Consider the following 14,885-nt stretch of genomic DNA (forward strand, 5'->3'; position numbering starts at 1 on the left):
ACGCTCGGAAAAAAGCGCTAAACGCCGATACCATCGGGCCTCGTCAGCGCCGGGGCTGCACTTTTCCGGTGCCCGACGCTAAAGGGTGGTGCAAAAAGCAGCAAAAATCGAGCGGCTTTAAGCGGATAGTTATCAAAAATAGTTCGATAAAAATTTTTCGCCACGCGGTTGACCGCAAAAGGCGACAGGCGCCGGGCGGCGGTGGTCTTGGGCTGCGGACAGTTATCCACTATTCCTGTGGATAACCTTGTGTATTAGAGTTAGAAAACCTGCGGTAAGCTAGAGCGTACGCGGCTTGCGGCTGAATTGGCGCGAAAGGCGTCTTTTCTTTAAAGATCTTAAATATCAGCTTGTTAGATAAAATCAATGGGTGTAAGAAAAGCGTCATCTGCTGCCATAAAAGTTTCACCCGTCCGCTTGACAAATGTTAAAAGGTAAAATTTTCTGGGGATAACCCTGGCGGCCGGAGGATTATTCCGTCTGACGCGCGTTTTGCACCCAGCTTGCCGGCCAATAAGACCCTTTTGTGGCGTTATCATAAGTACGTACTGTTTAAATATCCAGTATAATTTATTGGCAAAAAACGGTCCGGGGGTAGAATTAAACACCGGCCGCTAATTCTTTTTTCAGGTTCTGATTGATGAGTAAATCGTTTGTACTGCATTCCGCCTTTCGCCCCTCCGGAGACCAACCGGAAGCCATCCGCCGCCTGGAAGAGGGGCTGGAGGATGGGCTTGCGCATCAGACGCTACTGGGGGTTACCGGCTCCGGTAAAACCTTTACCATCGCCAACGTGATTGCCGACCTGCAGCGGCCGACGATGGTGCTGGCGCCAAACAAAACCCTGGCGGCTCAGCTCTACGGCGAGATGAAAGAGTTTTTCCCGGAGAATGCCGTCGAGTATTTCGTCTCCTACTACGATTACTATCAGCCGGAAGCCTACGTTCCCAGCTCAGATACCTTCATTGAGAAGGACGCCTCGGTAAACGAACATATTGAGCAGATGCGTCTGTCGGCCACCAAAGCGCTGCTCGAGCGGCGCGACGTAGTGGTGGTGGCGTCAGTCTCGGCGATCTACGGCCTCGGCGACCCGGACCTGTATCTGAAAATGATGTTGCATCTGACGGTCGGTATGCTGATTGACCAGCGAGCGATCCTGCGTCGTCTGGCCGAACTGCAGTATACCCGCAACGATCAGGCCTTCCAGCGCGGCACTTTTCGCGTGCGCGGCGAGGTGATCGACGTCTTCCCAGCGGAATCCGACGATATCGCCCTGCGCATTGAGCTGTTTGACGAAGAGGTCGAGCGTCTGTCGCTGTTCGACCCGCTCACCGGCCACGTCGAAGGGACGGTGCCGCGCTATACCATTTATCCCAAGACCCACTACGTAACGCCGCGGGAGCGCATCGTCCAGGCGATGGAAGAGATCAAGCTGGAGCTGGCGGAGCGGCGCAAGGTGCTGCTGGCCAACAACAAGCTGCTGGAAGAGCAGCGCTTAACCCAGCGTACCCAGTTTGACCTCGAAATGATGAACGAGCTGGGTTACTGCTCGGGCATTGAAAACTACTCGCGCTTTCTCTCCGGGCGCGGGCCCGGCGAGCCGCCGCCGACCCTGTTCGACTATCTGCCGGCGGATGGCCTGTTGGTGATTGACGAATCCCACGTCACGGTGCCGCAGATCGGCGGTATGTACCGGGGCGACCGGGCGCGCAAAGAGACGCTGGTGGAATATGGTTTCCGCCTGCCGTCGGCGCTGGATAACCGGCCGATGAAGTTTGAAGAATTCGAAGCGCTGGCGCCGCAAACCATCTATGTGTCGGCGACCCCGGGCGCCTATGAGCTGGATAAATCCGGCGGCGAGGTTGTGGATCAGGTGGTGCGGCCGACCGGTCTGCTTGACCCAATCATCGAAGTGCGCCCGGTGGCGACTCAGGTCGACGATCTGCTGTCAGAGATCCGCCTGCGAACGGCCATCAACGAGCGCGTGCTGGTCACCACTCTCACCAAGCGGATGGCGGAGGACTTAACCGAGTACCTTGAGGAGCACGGCGAGCGCGTGCGCTATCTGCACTCGGATATCGACACCGTCGAGCGCATGGAGATCATCCGCGACCTGCGTCTTGGCGAGTTTGACGTGCTGGTGGGGATCAACCTGCTGCGTGAGGGGCTGGATATGCCTGAGGTGTCGTTGGTGGCGATCCTGGATGCGGATAAAGAGGGCTTCCTGCGTTCTGAACGCTCGCTGATCCAGACCATCGGCCGCGCGGCGCGCAACGTCAACGGCAAGGCCATCCTCTACGGCGATAAGATCACCCCCTCCATGGCCAAAGCCATTGGCGAGACCGAGCGTCGACGGGAGAAACAGCAGCGCTACAACGAAGAGCACGGCATCGTGCCGCAGGGGCTCAATAAGAAAGTGGTGGATATCCTGCAACTGGGCCAGGGCCTGGCGAAAACCAAAGCCAAAGGGCGCGGTAAAGCGAAGGCCGTTGAGCCTGCCGGGCTTAGCGCTGTGGATATGACGCCAAAAGCGCTGCAGCAGAAAATCCACGAGCTGGAAGGGCAGATGATGCAGCACGCGCAGAACCTCGAGTTTGAGGAGGCGGCGCAAATACGCGACCAGCTGCATCAGCTGCGCGAGCTGTTTATCGCCGCCTCCTGATTCTGGGCGCAGACCGGCGGAGTGGACGTGCGGGGTATAGTGAAGGCGCGCTTCTCTTATCGTCCTGCTTGCCAGATAACAAACATTTGAGAAGAAAAAAGGCCGCGTTGCGGCCTTCTTAATGTTTGCTTAATCTCGCCAGGCGACACTATCTTCAACCTGATGAGGATAGCGCCCATGCAAAAAATTAACTTCCGTGAATATCTGGCGGTCGCCACCGCCCTGGTCATTATTGTTGCCTTCTTCCATCAATGGGTGCTGACGTTCTGACCCCCGCGCTGCGGGAATAGCACCCACGCGCGGACCCCTGGCCCTGGCTGTCGGTTATGCAAAAAAAACTGGGCGTCATGCAGCTGAGCGATGCGCGTGACGATGCTCAGTCCGAGGCCAATGCCGCCGTAGCGACTGTCCATGCGCACGAAGGCTTTACTGAGTTCGCCGCTTTTCGCCTCATCGATCCCCGGCCCTTCATCTTCCACCGCCATCACCGGCATCAGGCCTGCTTTCACCGACACGCGGATCGTCGACCCTTCAGGGCTGTAGCGGTGAGCATTCTCCACCAGATTGCGCAGGATCACGCGGATTAACGTCGCATCGCCAGAGACGACGGCCTCGTTTTCGATATCCGTCAGCAGCAGCCGCTGCTGACGCTGCGCCAGCATAGCCTCCAGTTCGTCCTGCAGGGGTTTTACCACGTCATCCAGCAACAGCACCTGCTGGTAGCTGCCGGCGGAGAAGGACTGGCCGACGCGCGCCAGCTGCAGCAGCTGGGAAATGCTGGTGGTCATCTGATCGAGACGCTGGATCAGCGGGTCGACGCCCATGCCATGCACTTTCGCCAGCAGCTCAAGGTGCAGCCGCAGCCCGGCCAGCGGGGTGCGTAGCTCATGCGCCACGTCGGCGGTAAACAGCCGCTCGCGGTCGAGGGTCAGATTGAGGCGGGAAACTAACTGATTCAGGGCGGTGGTCACCGCCGTGACTTCGGGCACCGATTCGCTGAGTACGATAGGAGTGAGGTTGTCCGGCGTGCGGTTCTCCAGTTCGCTTTGCAGTCGTGAAAGCGGGCGGGTGATCTTGCGCACCGCCAGCATGCTGATATACAGCGCCAGGCCAACGATCAGCAGGCTCGGCACCAGCAGGCTGGCAACCGCTTCCCGTACCTCATGCTCCACATGTTTCTGGTTGTTGTGCCCTTCGATGGCGCTGGCCACCAGCAGCTGGATCTGCTCTTTGCTCTCATGCCATAGCCAGAAGACGCTTATCAGCTGGCAGACCACCAGGATGGCGCCGATGGTCAGCAGCAGCCGGTGGCGCATGGTCCAGGTTTCAGTTGCAAACAGAGCCATGGTCTATTCCGTGTCGATGTTGTTAGCCAGCATATAGCCAAAGCCCCGGACGGTGCGGATTCGCGATTTGCCAATCTTTTCGCGTAGGTTGTGAATATGCACTTCCAGGGTATTGGTCGCCGGCTCGTTGTCCCAGCTGTAAATGTCGTTGTAGAGGATCTCGCGATGCACCGGGCTACCGGCTTTCATCATCAGCCGCGACAGCAGGGCATACTCTTTCGGCGTAAGATCCAGCGCCGTTTCACCCAGCCACACCAGGCGGCGAGTGACGTTAAGGCGCAGATTTCCGACGCTGATTTCATTATCGCCCTGGTTGTTATGCCGGCGGAGCAGGGCGCGAATGCGCGCATTGAGTTCCTCCAGGGCAAAGGGTTTTACCAGGTAGTCATCCGCCCCGGTATCGAGACCGCTAATGCGATCCTCAAGCGTATCGCGGGCGGTGAGGATCAGCACCGGCTGGGTCATTTTCTCCCGCCGCATGCGGGAGAGAAAATGCAGCCCGTCTTCATCCGGCAGGCCGAGATCCAGCACGATCAGGCTGTAATGATTGCTGGCCAGCGATAGCGCGGCTTCGTGCGCGGTGGAGACGCCGTCGCACACGTATCCTTCACTTTGCATCGCCAGAATTAACCCCTGCAACAGCAGCGCATCGTCTTCAATGACTAAGATTTTCATCAACCAGCCTCTCTACATGGCGTTAAGATATCATCTGCCGCCTGGTACTCGCGGGTGCTGACGCCGAGCAGGCCGAGCAGGGTGGAGAACAGATTATCCTGCGAGTAATTCTCTTTTTGCGCCCGCTGCTGCAGACAGTGCGCGGAAATGCCGTAGCGCTGCTGGTAGTCGGCGGAGAGCCACAGCGCCATCGGCACATGTTTCTGCGTATCCGGCGCGATGGAATACGGCAGACCATGCAAATAGACGCCATCTTCTCCCAGCGATTCGCCGTGGTCGGACAAATAAACCAGACTAGTGGTAAATTTATCCTGTTTAGATTGCAGTAGTTTTATCGCTTTATCAACGACATAGTCGACATAAAGGATGGTGTTGTCATAGGTATTGGTCAACTGCTCCCGGGTACAGCCCTGGATCTCATTGGTGTCGCAGGTCGGCGTGAATTTGCGAAACGCCGCTGGATAGCGATTGTAGTACGTCGGACCGTGGCTGCCGATGGTATGCAGCACAATAATGCCATCCTGTTGCAGGTTATCGATATAGCTGTCGAGATTATGGAACAGGACGTCATCGTAGCACTCGCCATCGATGCACTGCCCGGTGAGCTTCAGGTCGGTGACGTTCTGGTGTGGTACCCGGTCGCAGGCGCCTTTGCAGCCGCCGTCATTATCGTTCCACAGCACCTGGATCCCTGCGCGCTGTAGAATATCCAGGACGCCTTCCTGATGGTGCGCCAGCTCTTCGTCATAATGCGCGCGCGGCATATTGGAGAACATGCACGGCACGGAAACTGCGGTTGCCGTGCCGCAGGAAGTGGTATGCGGAAAATAGATCACGCCGTCCTGCCGCATCAGCGGGTTGGTGTCGCGCGAATAGCCGCCCAGTGAGAAGTTATCCGCTCGCGAAGTCTCGCCGAGCACGACGATCGTCAGGTTCTTACGGGGAGCGTTATGCATCACCGCTTTCTGCGTGGCATCTTCGCCAATCTTCACCAGCGGCAGGTTGTCCATCCGATGATGAGCATACCAGGAGTTCACGGCCACAATGCTGTTGGAAGGGCTCAGGGATTTCACCAGCTCTTTGTTGTTACGGAACACCGAGGCGTAATCTTTGTAGAACAGCGCGGCCACCAGAATAATCAGCAGCGCCGAAACGGCGATATTGAGCAGGCGCATCGCCGCGCCGCGCCACCGCGTGGCGGGCTTACGGATTTTCACCCACCAGGCGACGAATACCGCCAAAACCCCGGAAAGGCCGAGGACGGCAATCATTTCGCCGGAGAGTAGAGCAAAGCTTTCCGCCGGAGTGGTGTCGAGGATATTGGTGATCATGCTGCGGTCGATCACCACGCCAAAGTTCCAGATGAAGTATTGCGCCGAGGCGCTGAGCAGAATGAACAGGCTAATCACCAGCCGGTCCAGCTTCAGGAACGAGGCGAGAGTGGTGAGGATATTCATCACGCTAATGGCCACGATCGGCATACTGAGGAATACCAGCCAGTTATGCAGGCTATTTACCGGCAGTAACGGGAAAACCTGGCGATAAAAAGCCAGGTTGAGACAGATACCGATATAGCAAGCAAAGAGAATCAGATAAGTCGTGCGGCTGACCACCGGCCGACGCAGAGGCAATAACGACATAATGCACACCCACAGAAAAAGATGAGGGTATAGTGCCAGCCCTATTTTAAGACAACCTTAAGATTTTAAGGTGCGCCGAAGAGGGCGGCCTCCGGCGCGCAGGATCAGCCCGGCAGCTGGATCGCTTTCTCCAGCGCCCCGCGAAGCAGCGCCCGGTCATGACGATAGGGAACGTCGCTGGCCTCCAGCGGCGTCTGGATCACCAACCGGTCGTCGATGCCGCTGATATCGGCTTTTGGACCGGCGATCACCGCATCCACCACCCGTTTGCCTACATAGCGCTCCATAATCGCGATGCGCTCCGCCAGCGACAGCCTCGCGGCCGGGCTATGCTCTTTGCCGAGGTTATCGATAAAAACCATCGGCGCCGGGGTGCGGCGCAACGCCTGGGCCATCTCGTCGAGCAACAGGATCGGCAGCAGGCTGGTGTAAAAACTGCCCGGCCCAATGAGGATCAAATCGGCTTCGGCAATAGCCTCCACCGCCTCGCGGGTGGCCGGTACCGGCGGGGTGAGCATCAGCTCCTGCGGCACATTATCAAGCTGATCAATATTCACTTCGCCATAAACTTCATGGCCTTCATGATCGAGCGCCATCAAATCCACCGGTTGTTCTGACATCGGGATCAGGAAAGCGTCCACTTTCAGCAGGTTTCTGATCAAATTGATCGCCTCTAACGGCCGCACGCTCAGGTGATCCAGCGCCTTTAACATCAAATTTCCGAGGTTATGCCCGGAAAGCTCGCCGTTACCGCCAAAACGATACTCAAACATCGCCGACGCTACGCTCGGCTCGGCAATTAACTGATTGATGCAATTGCGCATATCGCCCCAGGCAATGCCACCTTCCGAACGACGGATCCGCCCGGTGGAACCCCCGTTATCGGTGGTGGTGACAATGCCGGTCAGCCGTGAGCCGAGCGAGGAGAGGGAGGACATCACCCGGCCCAAACCATGCCCGCCGCCGAGCGCTACCACCCGATCGAGGTCAGCGAATGTACGATTGCGCATAGAAATTCCTTATTTCACATAAACGGCCACACACTACCCGATCTACCCCTAAAAGACGATGGGAGGAGCCCGACAAACTGACCGACATCAAGGCAAAAAAATGATTTATGGCTATTCTGTAGCGAAAATGCACGAAGATAGCGATATGTATAAGATTATATAGCGAAATCGCCAATGGCGAAACTGCCTGTAACGCGCTACTATCGACATAACCTGTTAACACTCTAGCCTCTTCGCCTGTGTCAAAAGATATGGCGATTTGGCCGCGACGCCGCCGGTTGTCGCCAGGGCGTGGAAAGAAATGACCGCGTCTCCCGTATTTGGAAAGGTGTATATGGCCTCACAGCTTACCGATGCATTCGCGCGTAAGTTTTATTACCTGCGTCTGTCGATTACCGATGTGTGTAACTTCCGTTGCACCTACTGCCTGCCGAACGGTTACAAACCCGGCGCCGTCAATAACAATGGCTTTCTCAGCGTAGACGAAGTACGCCGGGTTACGCGCGCTTTCTCCGCGCTGGGCACCGAAAAAGTTCGCCTCACCGGTGGGGAACCCTCCCTGCGCCGCGACTTCACCGAGATTATTGCCGCCGTGCGTGAAAACCCGGCGATCCGTCAGATTGCGGTCACTACCAACGGTTACCGCCTGGCGCGCGATGTCGAACGCTGGCGCGATGCCGGCCTGACGGCGATTAACGTCAGCGTTGATAGCCTCGACGCCCGCCAGTTCCATGCCATCACCGGCCAGGACAAGTTCCACCAGGTGATGGACGGCATTGACGCCGCCTTCGCCGCCGGCTTTGACAAGGTGAAGGTGAATACCGTGCTGATGCGTGATGTTAACCATCACCAGCTCGATACCTTCCTCGCGTGGATCCAACCCCGTCGTATCCAGCTGCGCTTTATTGAGCTGATGGAAACCGGTGAAGGCAGCGACCTGTTCCGCCGTCACCATCTCTCCGGCATGGTGCTGCGCGATGAACTGCTGCGCCGCGGCTGGATCCATCAGATCCGCCAGCGCAGCGATGGCCCGGCGCAGGTCTTTTGTCACCCGGACTACGCCGGCGAGATCGGCCTCATCATGCCGTATGAAAAAGACTTCTGCGCCACCTGCAATCGGCTGCGCGTCTCGTCCGTTGGCAAACTGCACCTGTGCCTGTTTGGCGAAGGCGGCGTCGACCTGCGCGACCTGATGGCCGAAGACCAGCAGCAGGCCGCGCTGGAGGCGCGGATCGCCGAAGCCTTAACTCATAAAAAGCAGACCCATTTCCTGCATCAGGGCAACACCGGTATTACGCAGAACCTGTCCTATATTGGCGGTTAATCGTTTTCGAAAGGAGCATTCAGATGAGCCAGGCTAGCGCTGAGTTTATCCCGACCCGTATTGCTATTCTTACCGTTTCCAGCCGTCGCGGCGAAGAGGACGACACTTCCGGTCACTGGCTGCGCGAGGCGGCGCAGGAGGCGGGGCACCAAGTCGTCGAGAAGGCGATCGTCAAAGAGAATCGCTACGCCATCCGCGCTCAGGTATCGGCGTGGATAGCCAGCGATAACGTGCAGGTGGTGCTGATCACCGGCGGCACCGGTTTTACCGACGGCGATCAGGCGCCGGAAGCGCTGCTGCCGCTGTTTGATCGTGAGGTCGAAGGCTTTGGCGAAGTGTTCCGCATGCTGTCGTTCGAAGAGATCGGCACCTCGACGCTGCAGTCCCGGGCCGTGGCCGGCGTCGCCAACCGCACGCTGATTTTCGCCATGCCGGGCTCAACCAAAGCCTGCCGCACGGCGTGGGACAACATCATCGCCCCGCAGCTTGATGCCCGCACCCGTCCCTGTAACTTCATTCCTCACCTGAAGAAATAATCTATGTCACAACTGACCCATATTAACGCCGCGGGCGAAGCCCATATGGTGGATGTCTCCGGCAAAGCGGAAACGGTGCGCGAAGCGCGCGCCGAGGCTTATGTCGAAATGCAGGCGACGACCCTGGCGATGATTATCGACGGCAGCCACCATAAAGGCGACGTGTTTGCCACCGCGCGTATCGCCGGGATCCAGGCGGCCAAACGCACCTGGGAGCTGATCCCGCTGTGTCATCCGCTGATGCTCAGCAAAGTGGAAGTCAATCTGCAGGCGCAGCCGGAACATAACCGGGTGCGCATTGAATCGCTCTGCCGACTCACCGGGAAAACCGGCGTCGAGATGGAAGCATTGACCGCCGCCTCGGTTGCCGCGCTGACCATTTACGATATGTGCAAAGCGGTGCAGAAGGATATGGTGATTGGCCCGGTGCGCCTGCTGGCGAAAAGCGGCGGCAAGTCCGGCGATTTTAAGGTGGGTGAATGCCATGATTAAGGTTCTGTTTTTTGCCCAGGTGCGCGAGCTGGTCGGTACCGATTCGCTGACCCTTGATGCCAGCGAACTGGCGACTGTCGAAGCGGTTCGTCAGCAGCTTGCCGCCCGCGGCGATCGCTGGGCGCTGGCCCTGGAGGAGGGCAAGCTGCTGGCGGCGGTTAACCAGACGCTAACCTCTTTCGAACATCCAGTGGCCAGCGGCGACGAAGTGGCGTTCTTCCCACCGGTAACGGGGGGCTGACATGACGCAAACCCGTATCGTGGTCAGTCCGGCGCGCTTTAGCGTCAGTGAGGAATATCCCTGGCTGGCGGAACGCGATGAAGACGGCGCGGTGGTCACCTTCACCGGTAAAGTGCGTAACCACAACCTCGGCGACAGCGTGAAGGCGCTGACCCTCGAGCACTATCCGGGGATGACTGAAAAATCGCTGGCGGAAATTGTCGAGCTGGCGCGCGAGCGCTGGCCGCTGGGCCGGGTGACGGTTATCCATCGCATCGGCGAAATGTGGCCGGGGGAAGAGATTGTGTTTGTCGGCGTCACCAGCGCTCACCGCGGCAGCGCCTTCGCCGCCGGCGAGTTTATTATGGATTACCTGAAAACCCGCGCGCCGTTCTGGAAGCGTGAAGCGACGCCGGATGGCGAACGCTGGGTCGACGCCCGCGACAGCGATCGCCAGGCGGCAGAGCGCTGGTAGTGTGATACGCTTACAGGGTGAAACTTTGTTAATCAGGAGAGAGTCATGGACAGATATCCGCGTTCCGATTCAATAGTGCAGGGCCGTACCGGCCTGCAGACTTACATGGCACAGGTGTACGGCTGGATGACGGTCGGCCTGCTGCTGACGGCGTTTATCGCGTGGTTTGCAGCGAATACTCCGGCGGTGATGATGTTCGTCTTTTCGAGCAAAATCACTTTCTTCGGGCTGATTATTGCCCAGCTGGCGCTGGTGTTTGTGCTGTCGGGAATGGTGCAGCGGCTGAGCGCCGGGATGGCCACCACGCTGTTTATGCTCTATTCGGCGCTGACCGGACTGACGCTATCGAGCATTTTTATCGCCTATACCTATTCATCGATCGCCAGCACCTTTGTGGTCACCGGCGGGATGTTTGGGGCGATGAGCCTGTATGGTTACACCACGAAGCGCGATCTGAGCGGCTTCGGCAGCATGCTGTTTATGGGGCTGATTGGCATCGTGCTGGCGTCGCTGGTCAACCTGTGGCTGAAGAGCGAGGCGCTGATGTGGGCCGTGACCTACATTGGGGTGGTGCTGTTTGTCGGCCTGACGGCGTATGACACCCAGAAGCTGAAAAACATCGGCGAGCAGATTGATACCCGCGACAGCGCCACGCTGCGTAAATACTCGATCCTCGGCGCCTTAACGCTGTATCTGGACTTCATCAACCTGTTCCTGATGCTGCTGCGTATTATGGGCAACCGCCGCTAACCTCTTTATATCACGGGGTTGCATCTCCGAACGCCCGGCAAGCGCAGCGCCGCCGGGCGAGATATCAGACACGGTACCCTTGATTTTGCCGGGTGGCGGCTGCGCCTTACCCGGCCTACAGGCTCCTCTCACAGGCTCACACCCCGCAAGCCCGGCAAGCGCAGCGCGGCCTGGCCGTTTCATTCGCGGGCCAGCTTGCGCTGGTTCTTTTGCCGTAGCTTTTTCGCCCGGCTCTCCAGCAGCAGATAGGCCACCGTCGCCAGCAGCAATGGCAGGAAATAATAGAGCGCGCGCCAGGCGAGCAGGGCGGCAATGATCGCGCCCTTCGAAATATCTTCCCCGGAGAGCATGGCGATAAACACCGCCTCCAGCACGCCGATCCCAGCCGGAATATGGATAATCACCCCGGCGATACTGCTCACCAGCAGCACCCCTAATACCAGAAAATAGTTAATCTCGCTGCCCAACAGCAGCCAGATTATCGCCCCCATCGCCATCCAGTTCGCCGCCGAGAGCCCCATCTGCAGCAGCGCGAAGCGCCAGGAGGGCAGCACCAGCCGCTGGCCTTTAATCGTCAGGTGACGGCGTTTAGCGAACGCGCAGCCGAACAGATAGCAAAGCGTAAGGATCAGCATCACCCCGCCGATAATGCGCAGAGTGGTCTGGCTGATGTACCAGTGCGGCGGCAGCGTCACCAGATCTGCCGTGAATATCACCCCGCCCAGCAGAATATAGCCCAACCAGTTGGTGGTAATGCTTAAGGAAAAAATACGGGTGATGGTGCTGCCGTTCAGCCCCAGCCGCGAGTACAGCCGGTAGCGCATACCGATCCCGCCGACCCAGGTGCTGAGTGTCAGGTTGAAGGCGTAGCAGATAAACGACACCAGCATGACCTGGCGTTTCGCCAGCTTGTGCCCGCAATAGGCCCGACCGAGCAGATCGTAGCAGCCGTAAATGAGGTAGCTGACGATAACCAGCGCAATGGCGCTAAACAAGGCCAGCCGATCGTAGCCGCGGATCACCTTCCACACGTCCTGCCAGTCGACTTTTTGCGCGTAGATCACCAACAGGACGATGACGGCGATAAAAAAGAGCACGGTCAGCACTCTTTTCGCCATCCGCCAGCGGGGATGTGATTTGCTCATAGTGGATTATCCCTGGCTGGAGACTCGACGCGGTCCTGAGTTTCAATTTCCGGCTGGACCGGCGGGCTGACTCTGGCCAGCCGCGGGGTATGAGCCGGTAACCAGCCGACCCATGCCGGGAAGTGGCGTAGAAAGTGGAAAGCCATCACGCTGACGCCCAGCCGCCACCAGTTGCGTTTCGGCAGCATCGTTTTATCGATCCGCTGGCAATCCCGGGCGATAAGCCCGTTGAGATTATCGCGCAGCGTCTGGTTAAACACCCGATCGTGGATGATCAGATTGGCTTCCAGATTCAGCGACAGGCTGAGCGGATCCAGGTTGCTTGACCCAACGGTGGCCCAGTGGTCGTCTGCCAGAGCGACCTTGCCATGCAGCGGGCGACGGCGATATTCGTAAATCTGCACCCCGCCCTTAACGAGATAGTGATAGAGCAGGTGGGCGCCAAACTTCACAATGGGAATATCCGGTTCGCCCTGCACGATCAGCTTAACCCGTACTCCGCGCCGCGCGGCATTGCGCATCGCATGCAGCAGGCGGTAGCCGGGGAAAAAATAGGCGTTAGCGATAATCACTTCCCGGCGGGCGCTGGTCAGCATCTTCAGGTAGTGGCGTTCAATATCGTCGCGGTGATCCTGGTTGTCGCGCCAGACGAACAGCGCCTGCGCCTCGCCGGGGGTCTGGTTAATCTCCGGCTGGTGGCGACGACGTCGCCACCAGCGGCGGGCGGTTTCGCTGTTAGGCAGGTTTTCCAGCTCGAACTGCAGGATGTCGAGCACCACCGGCCCTTCGACCTGCACCGCATAATCCTGCTTCGCCTCCGGACCGTAGTCGCTCATATGTTCGGCGGAGTAGTTAATACCGCCGACAAAGGCGGTGGTGTCGTCGATTACCACGATTTTACGGTGCATGCGACGGAACAGATTGGTGCGCATCCCCATCAGCTTAGGACGCGGATCGTAGTAGCGGAAAATCACGCCAGCGGCGGTGAGCTCGCCGACAAATTCATCGCTGAGATCCGGGGAACCATAGCCGTCGAGGAGCACCTCCACCTGGATGCCACGGCGGGCAGCCTCGAGCAGGACCGCGTGCAGCCGCCGGCCAACCTCATCTTCAAACCAGATAAAGGATTCGAGGATCACCCGCCGGCTGGCGCGACCGATGGCCGCAAACAGCGCCGGATAGTACTGGTCGCCATTCTCCAGTAGCGTAATGCGGTTGCCTTCCTGCCAACGACATTTCACAAATGTATCTCCACGCTAAGGGGTGCATGATCGGACAGATGCCGCCATTGTTTAAGGGCCAGCGCCTTCGGGCGACTGGCGTGGGCGTTCTTGACGTAAATGCGGTCGAGGCGCAGCAGCGGAAAACTGACCGGAAAGGTGCGCGCCGGCCGTCCGCGGGCGCGGGTAAAGATCTCTTCCAGCCCGGCCTGGGCTTTTAACGGCTGGTTAGCCTGCTGACGCCAGTCGTTAAAATCGCCAGCCACCACCACCGGCTCGCCCGCGGGCAGGGTATTGACCCACTCCGCTAGCATGGTCAACTGCGCCTGCCGTTGGTCGGCGCGTAGACCGAGATGGACGCAAATCACGTGAATAGTTATCCCGCTCCGCGGCGGCACGATGCGGCAGTACAGCAGGCCGCGCTTCTCCCCGTTGCCGACCGAGATATCGCGATTTTCGTAGTATTCAATGGGAAAGCGCGACAGCACGGCGTTGCCGTGGTGGCCTTCCGGATAAACCGCATTGCGCCCGTAGGCGTAGTCGCTCCACATGGTGTCGGCGAGAAATTCATAATGGGTCGTATCCGGCCAGTTTTCGATGTGTAGCGGATGTACCTCATGAGCGCCCATCACCTCCTGCAGGCAAACAATATCCGCGCTAACGCTGCGCACGGCGTCGCGCAGTTCGGGCAAAATAAAACGCCGATTAAACGCCGTAAAGCCTTTATGGGTGTTAATTGTCAGCACGTTCAACGAAAATCCCACCGTTGGCTCAGCCATAATTCTCCAGTAAATGTCACTTTCCTGAATAAAATAGTGTAGTAGACGTCACAAAAAGATGCGGTGTTACGGAATTTTCCGTAAAGTGCGGTACTCTGAGTAGCAGAGAAAAATCCTTCAGGAGAGAAGCCATGAAGTGGCAACAACGTGTACGCGTCGCAACGGGTCTTAGTTGCTGGCAGATTATGTTGCATCTACTGGTCGTGGCAGTACTGGTGATGGGGTGGATGAGCGGCGCGCTGGTGCGTGTCGGATTGGGACTGTGCGTCCTCTACAGCGTCACGCTGCTGGCGATGCTGTTTTTACAGCGTCACCATGAGGCGCGCTGGCGCGATGTGGGAGACTTCCTTGAGGAGCTCACCACGACCTGGTACTTCGGCGCGGCCATGATAGCGCTGTGGCTGCTGTCGCGCGTGCTGCACAACAACCTGCTGCTGGCCCTCGCCGGGCTGGTGATACTGGCAGGCCCGGCGGTGGTCTCGCTGCTGGCGAAAGATAAGAGCCGTTACCCTAAAGCGTTCGGGCTACAACAAGGCGGCAACGCAGCGAATCCCCAGAAGCATAGATAACTATGTGACTGGGGTGAGTAAGGAAAGCCAACGCCGTTGTAG

The 14,885-nt window shown here is 58.3% G+C and carries 16 protein-coding genes and 1 riboswitch; of the genes, 8 read left to right on the forward strand and 8 right to left on the reverse strand.

Going from position 1 to position 14,885, the window contains the following annotated elements; translation table 11 throughout:
- Positions 1-17 precede the first annotated feature (17 nt).
- The gene (locus tag HMPREF1024_RS0126135; RefSeq protein ID WP_002895652.1) at positions 18-230 is read right to left on the reverse strand and encodes a hypothetical protein; all 213 of its coding nucleotides are present in this window, start codon (positions 228-230) and stop codon (positions 18-20) included.
- 410 nt (positions 231-640) lie between these two features.
- Here HMPREF1024_RS0126135 and uvrB point away from each other — a divergent pair, with 410 nt between their 5' ends.
- Complete coding sequence (gene uvrB / locus HMPREF1024_RS17355; RefSeq protein ID WP_002895655.1) at positions 641-2,662, forward strand: excinuclease ABC subunit UvrB; 2,022 nt, start codon at positions 641-643, stop codon at positions 2,660-2,662.
- A gap of 248 nt (positions 2,663-2,910) precedes the next feature.
- Here the strand turns inward: uvrB and pmrB are convergent, their stop codons facing one another.
- The 4 genes from pmrB to yvcK form a co-directional block, all read right to left on the reverse strand.
- Positions 2,911-4,008, reverse strand: coding sequence for a two-component system sensor histidine kinase PmrB (pmrB, locus tag HMPREF1024_RS17350; protein WP_004147680.1), 1,098 nt, complete (start codon positions 4,006-4,008; stop codon positions 2,911-2,913).
- A gap of 3 nt (positions 4,009-4,011) precedes the next feature.
- Entirely contained in the window at positions 4,012-4,683 is a 672-nt protein-coding gene (gene pmrA / locus HMPREF1024_RS17345; RefSeq protein WP_002895659.1) for a two-component system response regulator PmrA, read from the reverse strand.
- Positions 4,683-6,323: a phosphoethanolamine transferase EptA gene (eptA, locus tag HMPREF1024_RS17340; protein ID WP_004176801.1), complete on the reverse strand. Its 1,641-nt coding sequence runs from the start codon at positions 6,321-6,323 to the stop codon at positions 4,683-4,685. The genes pmrA and eptA overlap by 1 nt, the downstream gene beginning before the upstream one ends.
- 104 nt (positions 6,324-6,427) lie before the next feature.
- The gene (gene yvcK / locus HMPREF1024_RS17335; RefSeq protein WP_004142092.1) at positions 6,428-7,333 is read right to left on the reverse strand and encodes a uridine diphosphate-N-acetylglucosamine-binding protein YvcK; all 906 of its coding nucleotides are present in this window, start codon (positions 7,331-7,333) and stop codon (positions 6,428-6,430) included.
- 208 nt (positions 7,334-7,541) lie between these two features.
- Positions 7,542-7,680, forward strand: a riboswitch (molybdenum cofactor riboswitch).
- On the opposite strand from yvcK, the gene moaA reads away from it, so the two are divergent.
- The 6 genes from moaA (at position 7,668) to HMPREF1024_RS17305 (ending at position 11,130) form a co-directional block, all read left to right on the forward strand.
- The gene (gene moaA, locus HMPREF1024_RS17330; RefSeq protein ID WP_002895665.1) at positions 7,668-8,657 is read left to right on the forward strand and encodes a GTP 3',8-cyclase MoaA; all 990 of its coding nucleotides are present in this window, start codon (positions 7,668-7,670) and stop codon (positions 8,655-8,657) included. It overlaps the preceding riboswitch by 13 nt.
- 23 nt (positions 8,658-8,680) lie before the next feature.
- Positions 8,681-9,193, forward strand: coding sequence for a molybdenum cofactor biosynthesis protein B (gene moaB / locus HMPREF1024_RS17325; protein WP_002895668.1), 513 nt, complete (start codon positions 8,681-8,683; stop codon positions 9,191-9,193).
- Positions 9,194-9,196: 3 nt separating this feature from the next.
- Positions 9,197-9,685, forward strand: a complete 489-nt coding sequence (gene moaC, locus HMPREF1024_RS17320) for a cyclic pyranopterin monophosphate synthase MoaC (RefSeq protein ID WP_002895670.1) — start codon at positions 9,197-9,199, stop codon at positions 9,683-9,685.
- Entirely contained in the window at positions 9,678-9,926 is a 249-nt protein-coding gene (gene moaD / locus HMPREF1024_RS17315; RefSeq protein WP_002895672.1) for a molybdopterin synthase sulfur carrier subunit, read from the forward strand. Before moaC ends, moaD begins: the two co-directional genes overlap by 8 nt.
- Before the next feature lies 1 nt (position 9,927).
- Positions 9,928-10,380, forward strand: a complete 453-nt coding sequence (gene moaE / locus HMPREF1024_RS17310) for a molybdopterin synthase catalytic subunit MoaE (RefSeq protein ID WP_002895674.1) — start codon at positions 9,928-9,930, stop codon at positions 10,378-10,380.
- A 45-nt stretch (positions 10,381-10,425) separates the two neighbouring features.
- On the forward strand, positions 10,426-11,130 hold the full coding sequence (locus HMPREF1024_RS17305) for a Bax inhibitor-1/YccA family protein (protein ID WP_004142079.1): 705 nt from the start codon (positions 10,426-10,428) through the stop codon (positions 11,128-11,130).
- A gap of 179 nt (positions 11,131-11,309) precedes the next feature.
- On the opposite strand, the gene HMPREF1024_RS17300 is transcribed toward HMPREF1024_RS17305, so the two are convergent.
- From HMPREF1024_RS17300 to HMPREF1024_RS17290, 3 genes are read right to left on the reverse strand one after another with little or no spacing between them, the layout of a single operon-like run.
- Complete coding sequence (locus tag HMPREF1024_RS17300; protein WP_009308208.1) at positions 11,310-12,275, reverse strand: lysylphosphatidylglycerol synthase domain-containing protein; 966 nt, start codon at positions 12,273-12,275, stop codon at positions 11,310-11,312.
- Complete coding sequence (gene clsB, locus HMPREF1024_RS17295) at positions 12,272-13,516, reverse strand: cardiolipin synthase ClsB (protein ID WP_002895730.1); 1,245 nt, start codon at positions 13,514-13,516, stop codon at positions 12,272-12,274. The genes HMPREF1024_RS17300 and clsB overlap by 4 nt, the downstream gene beginning before the upstream one ends.
- A complete protein-coding gene (locus tag HMPREF1024_RS17290; RefSeq protein WP_004223776.1) occupies positions 13,513-14,274 on the reverse strand; it encodes an endonuclease/exonuclease/phosphatase family protein in 762 nt (253 codons plus the stop codon). Before HMPREF1024_RS17290 ends, clsB begins: the two co-directional genes overlap by 4 nt.
- Before the next feature lie 131 nt (positions 14,275-14,405).
- Here HMPREF1024_RS17290 and HMPREF1024_RS17285 point away from each other — a divergent pair, with 131 nt between their 5' ends.
- Positions 14,406-14,843, forward strand: coding sequence for a YbhQ family protein (locus tag HMPREF1024_RS17285; RefSeq protein WP_004176793.1), 438 nt, complete (start codon positions 14,406-14,408; stop codon positions 14,841-14,843).
- Positions 14,844-14,885 lie beyond the last annotated feature (42 nt).

The organism is Klebsiella sp. 4_1_44FAA (assembly GCF_000238715.1).
Classification (GTDB): domain Bacteria; phylum Pseudomonadota; class Gammaproteobacteria; order Enterobacterales; family Enterobacteriaceae; genus Klebsiella; species Klebsiella pneumoniae.